The organism is Pseudomonas sp. ZS1P83 (assembly GCF_054897825.1).
Genome location: NZ_CM142706.1, coordinates 6,079,368 through 6,098,302 on the forward strand (window position 1 = coordinate 6,079,368; position 18,935 = coordinate 6,098,302).

Consider the following 18,935-nt stretch of genomic DNA (forward strand, 5'->3'; position numbering starts at 1 on the left):
ATTCCGGCAGCCTAATGGGTTGGTCAGTATTTGTCAGTGTGTGAGACTTCGATGATGCGTTTTCGCTGCCTGTGGGTTATCGGCTGTTTGTGGTTTCCCTTGATGGGCTGGGCGGCTCCCGCGCCACCGGTGCACGTCGTGCCATTGTCCGCGGACCAGCAGCAATGGCTGGCGCAACATGGCGAATTACGCGTCGGGCTAGTGTTGCAAGTGCCCTACGCCCAATACGATCGCCGCTTGCAGCGCCTGTCCGGGGTTAACGTCGAGCTGATGAAATGGCTGGCCAAGTCACTCAAGGTTGAGCTGAGCTGGCGTAATTTTCCCGACCTGGCGCAACTGGAAACTGCCGCGCGCGAAGGTGAAATCGACATCGCTCCGGGGTTGACCCAAACCCCCGCTGGCCTGCGGCTCTGGCAGTTTTCCGACCCGTATATGCGGGTGCCGCAACTGGTGGTCAGCGACCAGAAAAGCACCGGCGTGGTCGAGCTGGAAAAACTCGACAGCCAGACCCGCGTCGCCGTGCGCATGCCCGGCGCCACCGCCGATTACCTGCGCAGCAATTTCCCGCACCTTAACCTTCAAGGCGTACCGATCGAACGCCAGGCACTGCAACTGTTATTGAGTCAGCAGGCCAGTTACGCCGTGGTCGACGAAGCGCAGCTGGGACGTCTGTCCGCCGAACCGGAGTTCGCCGGGCTGGTGGTGGTGGGTGACATCGGCCTGCCGCAACTGTTGCGGGTGGCCACGCGTCGGGACTGGCCGGAACTGGCTGGCATCGTCGAAAGCGCGTTGCGGGCGATCCCGGCCAAGGACCTGGAGCAACTGCACAACCAATGGCTGCAACCGAAGTACCCGCGGCTGACCGAGTCCCCGGGTTTCTGGCAAAACCTCTGTCTGTTGTTGGCGGTGTTGATGTTGAGCAGCATGGCCATTGTGTTCTGGCAGCGACGGCAGCAACGCAGTCTTGAGCATCGTTTGCTGGCAGCGCGCGAAGACATTGCCCTGCGTGCCGCCAGTGAAGAAGCCTTGCGTCTCACCCAGTTTTCCATCGACCAGAGCACCGTCGGCATCCTTTGGGTCAACTGGGACAGCCATGTGCGCTACGCCAATCGCGCGGCCGAAACCATGCTGGGTTATCCGGCGGGCGGGATCATTGATCGGCCGCTGATCGACTTCGAACCCGGCTTGCACATGGATCGCTGGCTGAACCTGTGGAAGCGCGCCCGGGCCAGCGAGGAAGGCCCGCAGAGTTTCGAAACCAATTGTGTGCGTGCGGATGGCAGCAATCTGCCGGTGGATGTTTCGCTGAGTTTTTTGCGGTTTCGCGACGGTGAATACCTGGTGGTGTACCTCAACGATGTCACCGAGCGCCGTCGCGCCCTGGCCGCGTTGCAGGAGAGCGAGGCCCGATTGCAAGGGATCGCCGCCAACGTTCCAGGACTGGTCTTTCGTCTGGAACGAGCCCCGGTGACGGGGCAAATAGACTTTGCCTACATCAGTGAAGGCAGCGAGAGCCTGGTGGGTTACTCACCGGCCACTCTGGCCCATCGCGACAAGGGCCTGCGCAGCCTGGTGCACCCGGACGACAAGGCCAGCTATCACCAAACCCAGGACCATGCGCTGGATACCGACAGCGACTGGTCGTGGCAGGGGCGGATTCTCACCCGTTCCGGCGAACAGCGCTGGGCCGAGATCAAGGCCATCACCCGTCGACTCAAAGACGGCGCCTATGTCTGGGACGGGATCGTCTGGGACATCAGCGAAAGCAAACGCATCGAACTGGAACTGGCCAGCTCTCGGGAGCAGTTGCGTGAGTTGTCCGCGCACCTTGAGAACGTGCGGGAAGAGGAAAAGGCCCGCATCGCCCGGGAAGTCCACGACGAGTTGGGTCAGATGTTGACCGTGCTCAAGCTTGAAACCTCCATGTGCGAACTGGCCTACGCCCAGCTCGACCCCGGTCTGAACGAACGCTTGAACAGCATGAAGCGCTTGATCGCTCAGTTGTTCCAACTGGTACGAGATGTGGCGACGGCGCTGCGACCGCCGATTCTCGACGCCGGGATCGCCTCGGCTATCGAGTGGCAGGCCCGCCGATTCGAGGCGCGCACGCAGATTCCGTGTCTGGTGCGGGTGCCGGAGAATCTGCCGGTGCTCAGTGATTCGAAGGCGATTGGCCTGTTCCGGATTCTTCAGGAAGCGCTGACCAATGTCATGCGCCATGCCCAGGCGCATACTGTCGAACTGACATTGGTGCTGGAAGGCGACGAGTTGTGTCTGACCGTCAGCGATGATGGCGTAGGATTTGTCCCTGCCACCGGTAGGTCAACATCCTTCGGGGTGGTCGGCATGCGCGAGCGAGTGTTGATCATGGGCGGGCAGTTGTCGCTTGAAAGTGAACCGGGTGAAGGCACAACCCTGAGTGTGCGAGTGCCGTTGGATGAGGAGAAGTAAGTGATCCGTGTACTGGTAGCTGAAGACCACACCATCGTCCGTGAAGGCATCAAGCAGTTGATCGGCCTGGCCAAGGACTTGCTGGTGGTGGGGGAGGCGAGCAATGGCGAGCAGCTGCTCGAGACCCTGCGCCATGTTCCCTGTGAAGTGGTCTTGCTGGACATCTCCATGCCCGGGGTTAACGGCCTGGAGGCGATTCCGCGGATTCGCGCGCTGAACAATCCGCCGGCGATTCTGGTGCTGTCGATGCACGACGAAGCGCAAATGGCCGCCCGCGCGTTGAAGGTTGGCGCGGCGGGTTATGCGACCAAGGACAGTGATCCGGCGCTGCTACTGACGGCGATCCGCAAGGTCGCGGCCGGCGGGCGCTACATCGACCCGGACCTGGCCGACCGCATGGTCTTCGAAGTCGGCCTGACCGATTCGCGTCCGCTGCACTCGTTGCTGTCTGAGCGCGAGTTCTCGGTGTTCGAACGCCTGGCCCAGGGCGCCAACGTCAACGACATCGCCCAGCAACTGGCCCTGAGCAGCAAAACCATCAGCACCCACAAGGCGCGGCTGATGCAGAAACTCAACATCACCTCCCTGGCGGAACTGGTGAAGTACGCCATGGAGCACAAACTCCTATAAAAACCGCATGCATTCCCGTAGGAGCGAGCTTGCCCGCGAAGGCGATTTCACTGACGCCAAAAGCTTCGCGGGCAAGTCGGATCGCCGCACCGCTCGCTCCTACAGGGATGGGCGGTGCATATCCATTTGCGACATCCCTCCGAATCGCTTTTGCCTTTACTTGTGGCTTGCAGCTGACCGTTTGACGCTGTGTTGGTCAAAACGCGCCATTCTTGTAGGGCAATCCCTACCCCCAACCTTCCATCCGGCTGAGGCTATTCTCTCCTGCGCCCCGATTTGCATGGTCAGCAGTGTCCACTAGGCTTAGTCCACAGCAGTCATCACAACAAAGGTGTGGGTATGAGCCAGGTCGATTCAAACGCAGGGGCCAGCGATATTCTGGTCAGCTTTCGTGGAGTGCAAAAAAGCTACGACGGCGAGAACCTGATCGTCAAAGACCTCAACCTGGAGATTCGCAAAGGCGAATTCCTCACCTTGCTCGGGCCGTCCGGCTCCGGCAAGACCACCAGCCTGATGATGCTCGCCGGTTTCGAAACCCCGACCGCAGGCGAAATCCAGCTGGCCGGGCGTTCCATCAACAACGTGCCGCCGCACAAGCGCGACATCGGTATGGTGTTCCAGAACTACGCGTTATTCCCGCACATGACGGTGGCCGAGAACCTGGCGTTCCCGCTGACCGTGCGTGGCTTGAACAAGAGCGACGTCAGTGACCGGGTCAAGCGTGTATTGAGCATGGTTCAGCTCGACACCTTTTCCCAGCGCTACCCGGCGCAACTGTCTGGCGGACAGCAACAGCGTGTGGCTTTGGCTCGGGCGTTGGTGTTCGAACCACAACTGGTGCTGATGGACGAACCCCTCGGCGCGCTGGACAAACAACTGCGCGAACACATGCAGATGGAGATCAAGCATCTGCACCAGCGCCTCGGCGTGACCGTGGTCTACGTGACCCACGATCAGGGCGAAGCCCTGACCATGTCTGACCGTGTGGCGGTGTTCCACCAGGGCGAGATCCAGCAGATTGCGCCGCCGCGCAGCCTTTATGAAGAGCCGAAAAACACCTTCGTCGCCAACTTCATCGGCGAGAACAATCGTCTCAATGGCCGCTTGCACAGCCACACCGGCGACCGCTGCGTGGTTGAGCTCGGTCGTGGTGAAAAGGTTGAAGCCCTGGCCGTCAACGTCGGCAAGACCGGCGAACCCGTCACGCTGTCGATTCGACCGGAACGCGTGAGCCTCAATGGTTCGAGCGAGTCCTGCGTCAATCGCTTCTCGGGGAGGGTGGCGGAATTCATCTATCTGGGCGACCACGTCCGGGTTCGCCTGGAAGTCTGCGGCAAGACCGATTTTTTTGTGAAACAACCGATTGCCGAGCTCGATCCCGCGCTGGCCGTCGGCGACGTGGTACCGCTTGGCTGGCAGGTCGAACACGTTCGCGCGCTCGACCCGCTTCTAGAGGCGAACTGATCGCCCACTGCTACACCAACACCAACCCTGCACGTGGAGAGAACAATAAATGTTGAGATCCCTGAAATTCACCGCTTTGGTCATGGGCATGATCGGTGCGGCACACGCAATGGCGGCGGGCCCGGACCTGACCGTGGTGTCCTTTGGCGGGGCGAACAAGGCAGCGCAGGTCAAAGCCTTCTACGCACCGTGGGAAGCGGCAGGCAACGGCAAGATCGTGGCGGGCGAGTACAACGGCGAGATGGCCAAGGTCAAAGCCATGGTCGACACCAAGAGCGTGTCCTGGGACCTGGTGGAAGTTGAATCGCCAGAACTGTCCCGTGGTTGCGACGAAGACATGTTCGAGCAGCTTGATCCGAAGTTGTTCGGCAAGTCCGAAGACTACGTCAAAGGCGCCATCCAGCCGTGCGGCGTGGGCTTCTTCGTGTGGTCGACCGTGTTGGCCTACAACGCCGACAAGCTGGCATCCGCACCGACCAGCTGGGTGGATTTCTGGGACACCAAAAAATTCCCGGGCAAACGTGGCCTGCGTAAAGGCGCCAAGTACACCCTGGAATTCGCTCTGATGGCCGACGGCGTTGCGCCGAAAGACGTCTACAAGGTGCTGGCCGGCAAGGATGGTCAGGATCGCGCGTTCAAAAAACTCGATGAACTCAAGCCAAGCATCCAGTGGTGGGAAGCCGGCGCGCAGCCGCCGCAGTACCTCGCTTCCGGTGATGTGGTCATGAGCTCGGCCTACAATGGCCGGATCGCTGCCGTGCAGAAAGAAAGCAACCTGAAAGTCGTGTGGAACGGTGGCATCTACGACTTCGACGCGTGGGCGATTCCAAAAGGCCTGGATAAAACCCGTGCCGAAGCGGCGAAGAAATTCATCGCGTTCTCGGTGCAGCCGCAGCAGCAGAAGACCTACTCGGAAAACATCGCCTACGGCCCGGCCAACACCCAGGCCGTACCGTTGCTGGCCAAGGATGTCCTGAAAGACATGCCGACCACCCCGGAAAACATCGCCAATCAGGTGCAGATCGACGTCAGCTTCTGGGCTGACAACGGCGAGCAACTGGAACAGCGCTTCAATTCCTGGGCTGCCAAGTAAGAAAGTCACACAGGACGACGGTTCACCGGATGATCGTTCCCACGCTCTGCGTGGGAATGCCGCCCGGGACGCTCCGCGTCCCTGTGACGCAGAGCGTCACTGGATGCGTTCCCACGCAGAGCGTGGGAACGATCAGTACCAAAAGTTCGAGGCGGCGTTTGCCGCCTCTGTAACGATCAAAGATTTCCGGAGTACGCCATGGCCACCGCCATTCCCCTGAACGCGGGCACCGACCCCACCTTGAAGCAGCGGCTCAAGCACGCCGAGCGGATCAACCGCTGGAAAGCCCAGGCTTTGATCGCGCCATTGGTGTTGTTTCTGTTGCTGGTGTTTCTGGTGCCAATCGTGGCGCTGCTCTACAAAAGCGTCGGTAACCCGGAAGTCGTCGGCGGCATGCCACGCACCGTGGCGGCCATCGCCAGTTGGGATGGCCGAGGCCTGCCCGCTGAACCGGTTTACAAGGCAGCCAGCGAAGACCTCGCGGAGGCCCGCAAGAATCAGACCTTGGGCGACCTGTCCAAGCGCTTGAACATGGAATTGGCCGGCTACCGCAGCCTGCTGACCAAAACTGCACGTGCCTTACCGTTCGCCACCGAACCGGCCTCCTATAAAGAAGCGCTGGAAGGTCTCGACGAGCGCTGGGGCGACCCGGCCTACTGGCAAGCCGTGCGCCGCAACACCAGCAGCATCACGCCTTATTACTTACTGGCGTCGGTCGATCACCGTATCGACGACCTCGGCGAAATCGCCCCGGCCACGCCCGATCAGGCGATCTACCTCGACATCTTCGCCCGGACCTTCTGGATGGGGCTGATCATTACCGGGATCTGCTTGTTGCTGGCTTATCCGTTGGCCTACCTGCTGGCGAACCTGCCATCGCGGCAAAGCAACCTGCTGATGATTCTGGTGCTGCTGCCGTTCTGGACGTCGATCCTGGTGCGGGTCGCCGCGTGGATCGTGCTGCTGCAATCGGGCGGACTGATCAACAGCGGCTTGATGGCCATGGGCATCATCGATAAACCGCTGGAACTGGTGTTCAACCGCACCGGGGTTTACATCTCCATGGTGCACATCCTGCTGCCGTTCATGATTCTGCCGATCTACAGCGTGATGAAAGGCATCTCGCCGACGTACATGCGGGCCGCGATTTCCCTCGGCTGCCACCCGTTCGCCAGTTTCTGGCGGGTGTACTTCCCGCAGACCTATGCCGGTGTCGGCGCCGGTTGCCTGTTGGTGTTTATCCTCGCCATCGGCTACTACATCACCCCGGCCTTGCTGGGCAGCCCGAACGATCAGATGGTCAGTTACTTCGTCGCCTTCTACACCAACACCAGCATTAACTGGGGCATGGCGACCGCACTCGGTGGGCTGCTGCTGTTGGCCACCGTGGTGCTTTATCTGATTTACAGCTGGCTGGTGGGCGCCAGTCGCCTGCGCCTGAGCTAAGGGGAGAACGAAATGCTGAGTCCTTATATGTCGCCCATTGAACGGGTGTGGTTCTACAGCTTGCGGATTCTCTGCGGCTTGATTTTGTTGTTCCTTATTCTGCCGGTGTTGGTGATCATCCCGCTGTCGTTCAACTCCGGGAGTTTTCTGGTGTACCCGCTGCAAGGCTTTTCGCTGCACTGGTACCAGGATTTCTTCGCGTCGGCCGAGTGGATGCGCTCGCTGAAGAACAGCATCATCGTTGCTCCGGCGGCGACTGTTTTGGCGATGATCTTCGGTACGCTGGCGGCAATCGGCCTGACGCGGGGCGACTTCCCCGGCAAGGCGCTGGTGATGGCACTGGTGATTTCGCCGATGGTGGTGCCGGTGGTGATCATCGGTGTGGCGAGCTATCTGTTCTTCGCGCCACTGGGTCTGGGCAACAGTTTCTTCTCGCTGATCATCGTGCATGCGGTGTTGGGTGTGCCGTTTGTGATCATCACGGTGTCGGCGACGTTGCAGGGGTTCAATCAAAATCTGGTGCGCGCTGCGGCGAGCCTTGGTGCTTCGCCACTGACGGCGTTCCGTCGGGTGACGTTGCCGCTGATTGCACCCGGCGTGATTTCCGGTGCGCTGTTCGCCTTTGCGACCTCGTTCGATGAAGTGGTGGTGACGCTGTTCCTCGCCGGCCCCGAACAAGCGACCTTGCCACGGCAGATGTTCAGCGGCATCCGCGAAAACCTCAGCCCAACCATTGCAGCGGCTGCGACGCTGCTGATCGCGTTCTCGGTGATCCTGTTGCTGACCCTGGAATGGCTGCGCGGGCGCAGCGAGAAACTGCGCACCGCCCAAGTCTGAGTAGCTTTTGATTTGATCGTTCCCACGCTCCGCGTCCCATTTAAAAGCCGAACGCAGAGCGTCCGTTGAGGCATTCCCACGCAGAGCGTGGGAACGATCGAGTGCAGGCTCAGTCATTCACGACCTGAATAGCAGACAATCCCAAATCCCCAGCTACTCTTGTGCCCAGCTCCCCTATCTATAAGAGGCTGCGCACATGAGTCTTTCCTCCTTCAAAATCGCTCACAAACTGATCACCGGCGCCGGTGCCATCGAGCAACTGGCGGCTGAACTGACACGCCTGGACATCGACAACCCGCTGATCGTCACCGATGCCGCACTGGTCAAGTCCGGCACGGTCGAGCTGGCGCTGGCGCAGCTGGGCGACCGCCCCTACGAAATTTTCGACCGTGTGCTGCCAGACCCGGAAATCGCCATCGTCGAAGACTGCATGCGGGTCTACCGCGAGGGCGGGCACGACGGATTGATCGGCCTGGGCGGTGGCAGTGCCATCGACATCGCTAAAAGTGTCGCGGCCTACGCCGGTTATCACGGGGCGCTGGAGGATCTGTTCGGTATCGATCAGGTGCCGCGCAAAGGCCCGCCGCTGATCGCCATTCCGACCACCGCGGGCACCGGCTCGGAAGTCACCAACGTGGCGATCCTCTCCGACAAGGTTGCGCAGCTGAAGAAAGGCATCGTCAGCGACTATCTATTACCGGACGTGGCGCTGGTCAGCCCACAAATGACCCTGACCTGCCCGCGCAGTGTCACTGCCGCCAGTGGCGTCGATGCACTGGTGCACGCCATCGAATCCTATCTGTCGCTGAACGCCTCACCGATTACCGACGCGCTGGCCATCGGTGCCATCAAGCTCATCGCCAAGGCGCTGCCCAAGGCCTACGCCAATCCGTCCAATCTTCAAGCCCGCGAAGACATGGCCACCGCTAGCCTGATGGCCGGTATGGCGTTTGGTAATGCCGGGGTCGGGGCGGTGCATGCATTGGCGTATCCGCTGGGCGGGCGGTTCAACATTGCCCACGGCGTCAGCAATGCCTTGCTGCTGCCGTATGTCATGAACTGGAACAAAATGGCCTGCGTGGAGCGCATGCAGGATATTGCCGAGGCCATGGGGGTGAAGACCGCTCATCTGAGCGCCAACGACGCGGCCGACAAAGCCGTCAAGGCGATGACCGAACTGTGCGCCGCGGTGGAAATCCCGCCGGGCCTGCGCAGCTTCGGTATTCCCGAGGACGCGATCCCGGCCATGGCGGTCGAAGCTGCGGGGATTGAGCGTCTGATGCGCAACAATCCACGCAAATTGAGCGCCGTCGATATCGAGAAGATCTATAGGGCGGCTTACTGATTATCGCGTCACGGTGCGCGCTTCAAAGCATGCGGTATACAATGCGCGCCATCGTGATTCTGCTCAAAAAAGGTGCGTCATGCAGCCCTTCGTCATTGCTCCGTCGATTCTCTCCGCCGACTTCGCCCGCCTGGGTGAAGAAGTGGACAACGTCCTGGCCGCCGGTGCCGACTTCGTGCACTTCGATGTCATGGACAACCATTACGTGCCGAACCTGACCATCGGCCCGATGGTCTGCGCCGCACTGCGCAAGTACGGCGTGACTGCGCCGATCGACGCGCACCTGATGGTCAGCCCGGTGGACCGCATCGTGGGTGACTTCGTCGAGGCCGGCGCGACGTACATCACCTTCCACCCGGAAGCCACGCAGCACGTCGACCGTTCCCTGCAACTGATCCGCGAAGGTGGCTGCAAGTCGGGCCTGGTGTTCAATCCGGCGACCCCGCTGGACGTGCTCAAGTACGTGATGGACAAGGTCGACATGATCTTGTTGATGAGTGTCAACCCGGGCTTCGGCGGGCAGAAGTTCATCCCCGGCACCCTCGACAAACTGCGTGAAGCGCGGGCGCTGATCGATGCTTCCGGCCGTGACATCCGCCTGGAAATCGACGGCGGCGTGAACCTCAACAACATTCGTGAAATCGCTGCTGCTGGCGCCGACACCTTCGTCGCCGGCTCGGCGATCTTCAATGCACCGAACTACCAAGAGGTGATTGAAAAGATGCGTTCCGAGCTGGCGCTGGCCCGCCCATGAGTGGCTTTGAGCAACTGTTCCCCGGGTCTCTGCCGCGGCTGGTGATGTTCGATCTGGATGGCACGCTGATCGATTCGGTCCCCGACCTCGCAGCGGCTGTGGATAACATGCTGCTCAAACTCGGACGTCAACCTGCTGGCATCGAATCGGTGCGTGAGTGGGTGGGCAACGGCGTGCACGTGCTGGTGCGCCGGGCCCTGGCCAACCACATCGACGCCGAGGGTGTCGATGAGGTCGAAGCCGAGCATGCCCTGGCATTGTTCAACGGCTTTTATGAGGACAGTCACAAGCTGACGGTGGTTTACCCCGGCGTGCGTGACACCCTGAAATGGCTGCACAAGCAGGGTGTAGAGATGGCGCTGATCACCAACAAGCCGGAGCGTTTCGTCGCGCCGCTGCTGGATCAGATGAAAATCGGTCGTTATTTTCGCTTGATCATCGGCGGAGACACCCTGCCACAGAAAAAGCCGGACCCGGCAGCACTGTTTTTCGTGATGAAAATGACCAACATCCCGGCGTCGCAATCCTTGTTCGTCGGCGATTCGCGCAGCGATGTGCAGGCGGCGAAAGCGGCGGGGGTCAAATGCGTGGCACTCAGTTATGGCTATAACCACGGCCGGCCGATTGCCGAAGAGTCACCGGCGCTGGTGATCGACGATCTGCGCAAGCTAATTCGCGGTTGCCTGGATCCGGCCGCTGAGATAACGTTGCCCAACGTTGTCCAACCCCCTTCTGGAAGCGCCATCGTGGTGGTCACTCGCAAACTCTGGATGAAAGTCATCAAGGCCCTGGCCCGCTGGCGTTGGCGCGCCTGACTTGCTCCTGGCCGGCATACCGGCGCGTTTGCATACCTGACTGTTAGACCCTCAAGCCACGAGGCTACCCCATGATCCGCGAAGAATTCCTGCGTTTGGCCGCTGCCGGCTATAACCGCATCCCGCTTGCCTGCGAAACCCTGGCCGACTTCGATACACCGCTGTCGATCTACCTGAAACTGGCCGACGAGCCCAACTCCTACCTGCTGGAATCGGTGCAGGGCGGGGAGAAGTGGGGGCGATACTCGATCATCGGCCTGCCGTGCCGCACCGTGCTGCGAGTTCATGATCACCATGTGAGCGTGACCCACGACGGCGTCGAGATCGAAAGCCACGAAGCTGAAGATCCGCTGGCCTTCGTCGAAGAATTCAAAGCCCGCTACAACGTGCCGACCATCCCCGGCCTGCCGCGCTTCAATGGCGGTCTGGTGGGTTACTTCGGTTACGACTGCGTGCGGTATGTAGAAAAGCGTCTAGGCAGGTGCCCGAACCCGGATCCATTGGGCGTGCCGGACATTCTGCTGATGGTTTCCGACGCGGTGGTGGTGTTCGACAACCTCGCCGGCAAGATGCACGCGATTGTTCTGGCCGATCCGTCGCAGGCAGAGGCTTTCGAGCAAGGCCAGGCTCGGCTGGAAGAGCTGCTGGAAAAACTCCGTCAACCGATCACCCCGCGCCGTGGCCTGGATTTCAGCAAGCAACAGTCTGCTGATCCGGTCTTTCGTTCGAGCTTCACCCAGGACGATTACGAAAAAGCCGTCGACACCATCAAGGAATACATCCTGGCCGGTGACTGCATGCAGGTCGTGCCGTCCCAGCGCATGTCGATTGACTTCAAGGCCGCGCCGATTGATCTGTACCGGGCGCTGCGTTGCTTCAACCCGACGCCTTATATGTACTTCTTCAACTTCGGCGACTTCCACGTTGTCGGCAGTTCGCCTGAAGTGCTGGTGCGGGTTGAAGACAACCTGATCACCGTGCGCCCGATTGCCGGCACCCGTCCTCGCGGCGCCAACGAAGAGGCTGACCTGGCGCTGGAAAAAGACCTGCTGTCCGACGACAAGGAAATTGCCGAGCACTTGATGCTGATCGACCTTGGCCGTAACGACACCGGTCGGGTCTCGGAAATCGGTTCGGTGAAACTCACCGAGAAGATGGTCATCGAGCGTTATTCCAACGTGATGCACATCGTTTCCAACGTCACCGGTCAACTGAAGGCCGGGCTGACGGCGATGGACGCATTGCGCGCGATTCTGCCGGCGGGCACCTTGTCCGGCGCACCGAAAATCCGCGCGATGGAAATCATCGACGAACTGGAACCGGTCAAGCGTGGCGTCTACGGCGGCGCCGTCGGCTACTTCGCCTGGAACGGCAACATGGACACTGCGATTGCGATCCGCACCGCGGTGATCAAGAACGGCGAACTGCACGTGCAGGCCGGTGGCGGTATCGTTGCCGACTCGGTGCCGGCGCTGGAATGGGAAGAAACCCTGAACAAGCGCCGCGCGATGTTCCGCGCCGTAGCCCTGGCGGAACAAACCCCGGACAACTAGGCGCAGGGTCGTTTCCTGTAGGAGCACAGCTTGCTCGCGATAGCGCCCATGAGATCGCCATCGCCAGCAAGCTATGCTCCTACGGATCACGGCTACTCAATAAAAACGCGGCACCTGTGAGGGCGCCGCGTTTTTTATTGCCTACTGTTCAGAAGTCCAACGCTACCCCGACGGTGAGCCCTTGCTGGGTGAAGTCATCATCCTTGCGGAACGTGTAACCGGCACGCACCGCCAGGTCGGCCGTCAACGTGTGGCTGACCCCCAGGCTCACGCGATTCAAGTGGCTTTGCGGTGTATAGCCATCAAGCTTGAAGTCGAGGGATGGCAGGCTGTTGAGGGCGATTTTCACCTTCTGCACGTCATCTTCATACTCACGCTCGTAGGCATATTCGCCGAACACTTGAGTCTGTGCTGTGATTTGGTATTTGCCCTGCAGCCCGGCGCCGAGGCGTTTTGAATCGCGTTTCTGGTCATCAAAGGTCAGTGCCGTGGAGCGGTTGCTGTTTTCCGAATAGCCGTCGACTTCCACTTTCGCGTAATCGGCGCTGACGAACGGCGACAGGTGCCACTCGCTACCCGGTTGCGCAATGTCGTAGCCAACGCGTGTGCTGAAGGCCCAGAGATAGCCATCGGTATCGCCTTTTTCCGCCCCTTCGCTGGCGCCCAGGTCGAATTTGCGTTTGAGGTTGTCGTAATCCAGCTTGCCGCCGGTCAACGCGGCATCAGCCCACCAGCGGTTCTGTTGGAACTGGGCAAAAGCGGTGGCCAGGTAGCTGTTGAGTTTGTAGTCTGAATCGTTACTGCCTGCTTCCAGATTCTGACGATAGAACCCGGCCGCTACGCCCACACGCCAGGCTTCATTGAGACGATAGCTGCCACCGATATTCAAGTTATAACCGCTGCCATCAGCGCTGGCGCCGCTGCTTTGGCTGTCGACATCGAGATGCTGACCACCGCCAGCGACAATGGCGCGCCATTGGCCGATCGCTTGCCAGTTATCCCAGTCCGATTGCCATTGGCTGCGCAGTTCATCCTGGTGCGCACGCAAGGTAGCGTGGGCCATTTCCGGCAACAACGTCAGCTCCCAAGGCGCAGCCAGTAAGGAATAGGCGTAGTCGGAAATCAGTTTTTGCCCGGCTTCGGTCGGATGAACCCCATCGTTGTAAATCAGCTTGCTGGGGTCCGGGGTCGCACTGTTGATGCCATACGTAGGGTTTTCGGTGCAGCTGTTACCGCTGAAGCAGGTCGCCGTCAGGTTCTGGCCAGTAGCAAAACCGAATCGAGCCGGATCGGCGAAGGTTTCCTGCAACAGCAGCGGAATATTCAGCGGGATGATTTCGGCATCGATCCCAGCGAGACGGGTGACCAACTGCCGGTTGAACGCACTGCTCAATTGTGAGGTGGCTGTTTGTAGCGGCGTGCCATTGATGGCAGGCGTCAGACCCAGGTCGGGCAGCAGCCAGACCATAATGTAGCGGGCGCCGGCGGTTTGTAGAATCTGAACACTGTTGGCCAGTCGATCGGCAGCGGCATTCGCCTGAGCGCCACTTTGAACACGTCTTTGAAGAAAATCGTTGCCGCCCCCGGAGAGGTAATACAGCGCGTTCGGATCGGCGCGGAAGTCGTTTGTCGGCAGATAACCCAAACGGCTGCGTTCACCTGTGGCGGATGCGGTGGTGATCGAGTCGAGAATCTGGTCGGTGCGGTAACCACCAACCGCCCAGTTATTGCCGTCCGGCAGGCCCTGGGTGGCACGCGCGGCCGAGGTCGAAGCGGCCGTCTGGTCTGGAGAAAACCCAAGCCTTGCCCCCAGCAGTTGTGTCGAGTTGGCGGAATAAACTTCGCCACTGCCATCCCGATAGATCGGCCCGGTCCGGTTAGTGAAGCGCAGGGTGGCACCGGCGGGGCCGCCCGTGTCGGTAAACTGCCCTGCATCGTTGAGGCTGTCACCGAAGACGATGAAGTTCGAGTAAGGGTTGGGCGCCGCGATCGCCTGGGTGCAGGCCATAGCGAGCAAGCAGCCGGCAAGCGGTACAGCCAACGTCTGTCTAATCATGAGCAAGTCCGTTTGTTATTGTTTTAGTGAGCGAAACGTCAGTGCCAAAAACTATAGAGCCTGTTGCCGTTTGGCGCGAACCCGTCGATTGTTTCATGCGCTTCGATCGCGCCATATTGCACGCTCTGCCCAGCTAAGTTACTGTGCCGAGACGTATAAATGAGACCTTCCCCGTGTTGATCGTCAGCAAACTTCTGGATCAAGTCATCAAGGCACACGCCCGCTGGCGTTGGCGCGCCTGAATCCTTCTGCCGGCCCGGCCGGATCTTTACCGCTTTGCCTTCTTTACCCGTAAGACATACCGCTTTGCTGCGCGATTCCAGCGACTGGCAAAGCGCAGGACGCTGCGGGTAACTCATTCGAAGGCTGTATTAAAGTCAGTGAATTCAAGAGGTTCATAACGCCATGTTGCTGATGATCGATAACTACGACTCTTTTACCTACAACGTTGTGCAGTACCTTGGTGAGCTCGGCTCCCAGGTCAAGGTCGTGCGCAACGATGAGCTCACCATCGCCGAAATCGAAGCCCTCAACCCTGAGCGGATCGTCGTCTCGCCCGGTCCTTGCACCCCGACTGAAGCCGGCATCTCGATTGAAGCGATCAAACATTTTGCCGGCAAACTGCCGATTCTCGGCGTCTGCCTGGGCCATCAATCCATCGGCCAGGCGTTTGGCGGCGATGTGGTTCGCGCCCGACAGGTCATGCATGGCAAGACCAGCCCGGTGTTCCACGAGGACAAGGGCGTTTTCGAAGGCCTGAACCATCCGCTGACGGTCACCCGCTATCATTCACTGATCGTCAAACGCGAAACCCTGCCCGAGTGCCTTGAGCTGACCGCCTGGACCCAGCTTGAAGACGGCTCTGTGGACGAGATCATGGGCCTGCGCCACAAGACACTGAACATCGAGGGCGTCCAGTTTCACCCTGAGTCGATCCTCACCGAACAGGGCCACGAGCTGTTCGCCAATTTCCTCAAACAAACCGGCGGCATGCGCTAAGGACTTTTCATGAATATCAAGACAGCCCTGAGCCGTATCGTCGAACAGCTCGACCTCAGCACCGATGAGATGCGCGATGTCATGCGCGAAATCATGACCGGTCAGTGCACGGATGCGCAGATCGGCGCATTTATGATGGCCATGCGCATGAAGAGCGAAAGCATCGACGAGATCGTCGGCGCCGTGTCGGTCATGCGCGAGCTGGCGGACAAGGTCGAACTCAAGACCCTCGATGGCGTCGTCGATGTGGTCGGTACCGGTGGTGACGGTGCCAATATTTTCAACGTCTCGACCGCGTCCTCGTTCGTGGTCGCGGCGGCCGGTTGCACCGTCGCCAAACACGGCAACCGTGCGGTCTCGGGCAAAAGCGGCAGCGCCGACCTGCTGGAGGCGGCCGGTATCTACCTGAACCTGACGTCGGTTCAGGTAGCACGCTGCATCGATAACGTCGGCATCGGTTTCATGTTCGCCCAGACCCACCACAGTGCCATGAAGCACGCCGCCGGCCCGCGCCGGGAGCTGGGCTTGCGCACCTTGTTCAACATGCTCGGCCCGCTTACGAATCCGGCCGGCGTGAAACATCAGGTGGTGGGCGTCTTCAATCAGGCGTTGTGCCGGCCGTTGGCTGAAGTCTTGCAACGTCTGGGCAGCAAACACGTGCTGGTGGTGCATTCGAAGGATGGCCTGGACGAATTCAGTCTGGCGGCGCCAACCTTTGTGGCGGAATTGAAGGATGACCAGATCACCGAGTACTGGGTCGAACCAGAAGACTTGGGCATGAAGAGCCAGAGCCTGCACGGTCTGGCGGTGGATAGCCCGGCGGCCTCCCTGGAGCTGATTCGCGATGCCCTGGGCAAGCGCAAGACCGAGAACGGTCAGAAAGCCGCGGAAATGATTATGCTCAATGCCGGTGCCGCGCTGTACGCCGCCGACCATGCCAGCAGTTTGAAAGAAGGCGTTGCCCTGGCGCACGATGCGCTGCACACAGGCCTCGCTCGGGAAAAACTGGAGGAGTTGGGTGCATTTACCGCGGTATTCAAAGTGGAGAATGAGGGATGAGTGTACCGACGGTTCTGGAAAACATTCTGGCCCGCAAAGTCCAGGAAGTCGCCGAGCGTAGCGCTCGCGTAAGCCTGGCGGAGCTGGAAAGTCTGGCCAAGGTGGCCGATGCACCCCGTGGTTTTGCCAAGGCACTGATCGCTCAGGCCAAGCTCAAGCACCCGGCGGTGATCGCCGAAATCAAGAAAGCCTCACCGAGCAAAGGTGTGATCCGCGAGAACTTCGTTCCCGCCGACATCGCCAAGAGTTACGAGAAGGGCGGCGCAACGTGTCTGTCGGTGCTCACCGATATCGATTACTTCCAGGGCGCCGATGCGTATCTGCAACAGGCTCGGGCGGCATGCAAACTGCCGGTGATCCGCAAGGACTTCATGATCGATCCATACCAGATCATTGAAGCCCGAGCGTTAGGCGCCGACTGCGTGCTGCTCATCGTCTCCGCACTGGACGACGTGAAAATGGCTGAGCTGGCGGCCGTGGCCAAAAGCGTCGGCCTCGATGTGTTGGTAGAAGTCCACGACGGCGACGAGCTGGAGCGGGCCTTGAAAACCCTTGACACGCCGCTGGTGGGCGTGAACAACCGCAATTTGCACACCTTCGACGTCAGTCTGGAAACCACCCTCGACCTGTTGCCTCGTATACCGCGTGATCGCTTGGTGATCACCGAAAGTGGCATTTTCAACCGGGCCGATGTCGAGCTGATGGAAATCAGTGATGTGTACGCGTTCCTGGTTGGCGAAGCGTTCATGCGCGCCGAAAGCCCGGGCACCGAACTGCAGCGTCTGTTCTTTCCTGAGCGTGGTATCACGGTGAGCGGTTCTACACTCGACTGAACCTGACTTAATGAAGAAGCCGGCGATGCCGGCTTTTTTATACCCCAAACAAAGGATGCCTACTGCCATGACCCAGCCCATCGCCATGACCGTCAAAGCCGGCCTGCTCGCCGAACAGGATCTGTTGGCCCATGTATGCACCGGCGATTCGGAGTTTGGCCTGCTGTTTTGGCAACCCAGTGATCGGGCGCTGGTCATGCCGCGACGGTTGAATCGTCTGCCTGGGTTCGAGGCCGCGTGCGAGGTATCGGCTGCGGCGGGTTGGCCGGTGTTATTGCGTGAAACCGGTGGTGAACCGGTGCCGCAATCGGCCTCAACCATCAATATCGCGCTGGTCTACGCGCCACTGCGTAGCGAGGGTGACCAGAACCGGATCGAAACCGCTTACCGACGACTCTGCGACCCGATTTGTCAGATGCTTGATGAGTTGGGCGGCGTTTCGTCCCTGGGCGAAGTGGATGGCGCGTTTTGCGATGGCCGTTTCAACGTCAACCTCGACGGTCGCAAGATAGTCGGCACTGCTCAGCGCTGGCGTCAGAGCAAGGGCGGTACGCGTCCGGTAGGGTTGGTGCACGGTGCTTTGTTGCTCGATAACGAGCGCGAATCGATGGTTACGGCGGTCAACCGGTTCAATGAAGCCTGTGGCCTGGAGCAGCGAGTTCGCGCCGAGAGCCACATCGCCTTGCATGAAAAATATGCAGCACCTGATGCGTTGGAGCGACTCGACACGTTGTACCGCCAGTTGCTGGCAGACATGTTCAGGGCTTAGCGCGTACCGAAGACCACCATGGTCTTGCCTTTTACGTCCACCAGGTTGCGTTCTTCCAGATCCTTGAGTACGCGACCGACCATCTCACGCGAACAACCGACAATCCGCCCGATCTCCTGGCGGGTCACCTTGATCTGCATGCCGTCCGGGTGGGTCATGGCATCCGGCTGTTTGCAGAGTTCCAGCAGGCAGCGCGCAACGCGACCGGTGACGTCGAAGAACGCCAGATCACCGACTTTGCGCGTGGTGTTACGCAGACGCTGTGCGATTTGTCCGCTGAGCACGTAAAGAATGTCCGGATCCTGCTGGGACAGCTCGCGGAATTTCGCGTAGCTGATCTCCGCGACTTCGCATTCGATCTTGGCGCGCACGCAGGCGCTGCGTTCCTGTTCCAGGCCGGCCTGTTCGAACAAGCCCAACTCGCCGAAAAAGTCCCCGGAATTCAGGTAGGCGATGATCATTTCGCGGCCGTCGTCATCCTCGATCAGGATGGTGACTGACCCTTTGATGATGAAGAACAGCGTGTCCGAGCGGTCGCCGGCACAAATGATGTTGCTCTTGGCCGCATAGCGACGGCGCTGGCAGTGCATCAGCAGCTTGTCGAGGTTCTTGATTTTGGGTGTGGGGGTAATAGCAACCATGGTTGTATCCCGAAAAGACTGCGCGGTATGTTTGGTTTTTTTATGAATAGCTGAGGCTGCTACAAAGCTGGCTATGCGCCAGCGAATTGGCGCCAGCTTAACAGACACTTCCTGCAATATTCGAGCATTTACCTACGACGCAGTAGGTTATGTCCTACGAAGGCGAGCGCTGTCAATCAAGGGCCCTGTG

The 18,935-nt window shown here is 59.9% G+C and carries 17 protein-coding genes; 14 read left to right on the forward strand and 3 right to left on the reverse strand.

What is annotated here, in order from left to right; all coding sequences use genetic code 11:
* Nucleotides 1-51 precede the first annotated feature (51 nt).
* From ACYZT0_RS28490 to trpE, 10 genes are all read left to right on the forward strand, one after another.
* Nucleotides 52-2,451 (forward strand): PAS domain-containing sensor histidine kinase, encoded by a 2,400-nt coding sequence (locus ACYZT0_RS28490; protein ID WP_462043989.1) that lies wholly within the window; start codon nucleotides 52-54, stop codon nucleotides 2,449-2,451.
* A complete protein-coding gene (locus tag ACYZT0_RS28495; RefSeq protein WP_003210977.1) occupies nucleotides 2,452-3,081 on the forward strand; it encodes a response regulator in 630 nt (209 codons plus the stop codon).
* 339 nt (nucleotides 3,082-3,420) lie between these two features.
* Nucleotides 3,421-4,545, forward strand: a complete 1,125-nt coding sequence (locus ACYZT0_RS28500) for an ABC transporter ATP-binding protein (protein WP_462043990.1) — start codon at nucleotides 3,421-3,423, stop codon at nucleotides 4,543-4,545.
* Between the two features lie 49 nt (nucleotides 4,546-4,594).
* Nucleotides 4,595-5,638: an ABC transporter substrate-binding protein gene (locus tag ACYZT0_RS28505; protein ID WP_462043991.1), complete on the forward strand. Its 1,044-nt coding sequence runs from the start codon at nucleotides 4,595-4,597 to the stop codon at nucleotides 5,636-5,638.
* 198 nt (nucleotides 5,639-5,836) lie between these two features.
* Nucleotides 5,837-7,084 (forward strand): ABC transporter permease, encoded by a 1,248-nt coding sequence (locus ACYZT0_RS28510; protein ID WP_462043992.1) that lies wholly within the window; start codon nucleotides 5,837-5,839, stop codon nucleotides 7,082-7,084.
* Nucleotides 7,085-7,096: 12 nt separating this feature from the next.
* Nucleotides 7,097-7,921, forward strand: a complete 825-nt coding sequence (locus ACYZT0_RS28515) for an ABC transporter permease (protein ID WP_462043993.1) — start codon at nucleotides 7,097-7,099, stop codon at nucleotides 7,919-7,921.
* Nucleotides 7,922-8,117: 196 nt separating this feature from the next.
* A complete protein-coding gene (locus ACYZT0_RS28520; RefSeq protein WP_462043994.1) occupies nucleotides 8,118-9,266 on the forward strand; it encodes an iron-containing alcohol dehydrogenase in 1,149 nt (382 codons plus the stop codon).
* A 79-nt stretch (nucleotides 9,267-9,345) separates the two neighbouring features.
* Nucleotides 9,346-10,020 (forward strand): ribulose-phosphate 3-epimerase, encoded by a 675-nt coding sequence (gene rpe, locus ACYZT0_RS28525; RefSeq protein ID WP_462043995.1) that lies wholly within the window; start codon nucleotides 9,346-9,348, stop codon nucleotides 10,018-10,020.
* Nucleotides 10,017-10,835 (forward strand): phosphoglycolate phosphatase, encoded by an 819-nt coding sequence (locus tag ACYZT0_RS28530; protein WP_462043996.1) that lies wholly within the window; start codon nucleotides 10,017-10,019, stop codon nucleotides 10,833-10,835. Before rpe ends, ACYZT0_RS28530 begins: the two co-directional genes overlap by 4 nt.
* Before the next feature lie 71 nt (nucleotides 10,836-10,906).
* Nucleotides 10,907-12,388 (forward strand): anthranilate synthase component I, encoded by a 1,482-nt coding sequence (gene trpE / locus ACYZT0_RS28535; protein ID WP_462043997.1) that lies wholly within the window; start codon nucleotides 10,907-10,909, stop codon nucleotides 12,386-12,388.
* A gap of 148 nt (nucleotides 12,389-12,536) precedes the next feature.
* Here trpE and estP read toward each other — a convergent pair whose 3' ends face one another.
* Together estP and ACYZT0_RS28545 are read right to left on the reverse strand one after the other, a co-directional pair.
* A complete protein-coding gene (gene estP / locus ACYZT0_RS28540; RefSeq protein WP_462043998.1) occupies nucleotides 12,537-14,444 on the reverse strand; it encodes an esterase EstP in 1,908 nt (635 codons plus the stop codon).
* Nucleotides 14,445-14,482: 38 nt separating this feature from the next.
* On the reverse strand, nucleotides 14,483-14,803 hold the full coding sequence (locus ACYZT0_RS28545; protein ID WP_462043999.1) for a hypothetical protein: 321 nt from the start codon (nucleotides 14,801-14,803) through the stop codon (nucleotides 14,483-14,485).
* 46 nt (nucleotides 14,804-14,849) lie between these two features.
* On the opposite strand from ACYZT0_RS28545, the gene ACYZT0_RS28550 reads away from it, so the two are divergent.
* The 4 genes from ACYZT0_RS28550 to ACYZT0_RS28565 all read left to right on the forward strand — a co-directional run bounded on the left by ACYZT0_RS28550 (nucleotide 14,850) and on the right by ACYZT0_RS28565 (nucleotide 18,104).
* Nucleotides 14,850-15,443: an aminodeoxychorismate/anthranilate synthase component II gene (locus ACYZT0_RS28550; RefSeq protein WP_462044000.1), complete on the forward strand. Its 594-nt coding sequence runs from the start codon at nucleotides 14,850-14,852 to the stop codon at nucleotides 15,441-15,443.
* 9 nt (nucleotides 15,444-15,452) lie between these two features.
* A complete protein-coding gene (trpD, locus tag ACYZT0_RS28555) occupies nucleotides 15,453-16,502 on the forward strand; it encodes an anthranilate phosphoribosyltransferase (RefSeq protein ID WP_462036570.1) in 1,050 nt (349 codons plus the stop codon).
* Complete coding sequence (trpC, locus tag ACYZT0_RS28560; RefSeq protein WP_462044001.1) at nucleotides 16,499-17,335, forward strand: indole-3-glycerol phosphate synthase TrpC; 837 nt, start codon at nucleotides 16,499-16,501, stop codon at nucleotides 17,333-17,335. The genes trpD and trpC overlap by 4 nt, the downstream gene beginning before the upstream one ends.
* A 67-nt stretch (nucleotides 17,336-17,402) precedes the next feature.
* Nucleotides 17,403-18,104 (forward strand): lipoate--protein ligase family protein, encoded by a 702-nt coding sequence (locus ACYZT0_RS28565; protein ID WP_462044002.1) that lies wholly within the window; start codon nucleotides 17,403-17,405, stop codon nucleotides 18,102-18,104.
* On the opposite strand, the gene crp is transcribed toward ACYZT0_RS28565, so the two are convergent.
* Nucleotides 18,101-18,745, reverse strand: coding sequence for a cAMP-activated global transcriptional regulator CRP (crp, locus tag ACYZT0_RS28570; RefSeq protein ID WP_462044003.1), 645 nt, complete (start codon nucleotides 18,743-18,745; stop codon nucleotides 18,101-18,103). The two genes, ACYZT0_RS28565 and crp, sit on opposite strands and share 4 nt — an antisense overlap.
* Nucleotides 18,746-18,935 lie beyond the last annotated feature (190 nt).

Bases quoted from the DNA above. Each gene is read 5' to 3' on its own strand.
- ACYZT0_RS28490 (WP_462043989.1), top strand. From the start codon at position 52: ATGATGCGTTTTCGCTGCCTGTGGGTTATCGGCTGTTTGTGGTTTCCC.
- ACYZT0_RS28500 (WP_462043990.1), top strand. From the start codon at position 3,421: ATGAGCCAGGTCGATTCAAACGCAGGGGCCAGCGATATTCTGGTCAGC.
- ACYZT0_RS28505 (WP_462043991.1), top strand. From the start codon at position 4,595: ATGTTGAGATCCCTGAAATTCACCGCTTTGGTCATGGGCATGATCGGT.
- ACYZT0_RS28510 (WP_462043992.1), top strand. From the start codon at position 5,837: ATGGCCACCGCCATTCCCCTGAACGCGGGCACCGACCCCACCTTGAAG.
- ACYZT0_RS28515 (WP_462043993.1), top strand. From the start codon at position 7,097: ATGCTGAGTCCTTATATGTCGCCCATTGAACGGGTGTGGTTCTACAGC.
- ACYZT0_RS28520 (WP_462043994.1), top strand. From the start codon at position 8,118: ATGAGTCTTTCCTCCTTCAAAATCGCTCACAAACTGATCACCGGCGCC.
- rpe (WP_462043995.1), top strand. From the start codon at position 9,346: ATGCAGCCCTTCGTCATTGCTCCGTCGATTCTCTCCGCCGACTTCGCC.
- ACYZT0_RS28530 (WP_462043996.1), top strand. From the start codon at position 10,017: ATGAGTGGCTTTGAGCAACTGTTCCCCGGGTCTCTGCCGCGGCTGGTG.
- trpE (WP_462043997.1), top strand. From the start codon at position 10,907: ATGATCCGCGAAGAATTCCTGCGTTTGGCCGCTGCCGGCTATAACCGC.
- estP (WP_462043998.1), bottom strand. From the start codon at position 14,444: ATGATTAGACAGACGTTGGCTGTACCGCTTGCCGGCTGCTTGCTCGCT.
- ACYZT0_RS28545 (WP_462043999.1), bottom strand. From the start codon at position 14,803: ATGAGTTACCCGCAGCGTCCTGCGCTTTGCCAGTCGCTGGAATCGCGC.
- ACYZT0_RS28550 (WP_462044000.1), top strand. From the start codon at position 14,850: ATGTTGCTGATGATCGATAACTACGACTCTTTTACCTACAACGTTGTG.
- trpD (WP_462036570.1), top strand. From the start codon at position 15,453: ATGAATATCAAGACAGCCCTGAGCCGTATCGTCGAACAGCTCGACCTC.
- trpC (WP_462044001.1), top strand. From the start codon at position 16,499: ATGAGTGTACCGACGGTTCTGGAAAACATTCTGGCCCGCAAAGTCCAG.
- ACYZT0_RS28565 (WP_462044002.1), top strand. From the start codon at position 17,403: ATGACCCAGCCCATCGCCATGACCGTCAAAGCCGGCCTGCTCGCCGAA.
- crp (WP_462044003.1), bottom strand. From the start codon at position 18,745: ATGGTTGCTATTACCCCCACACCCAAAATCAAGAACCTCGACAAGCTG.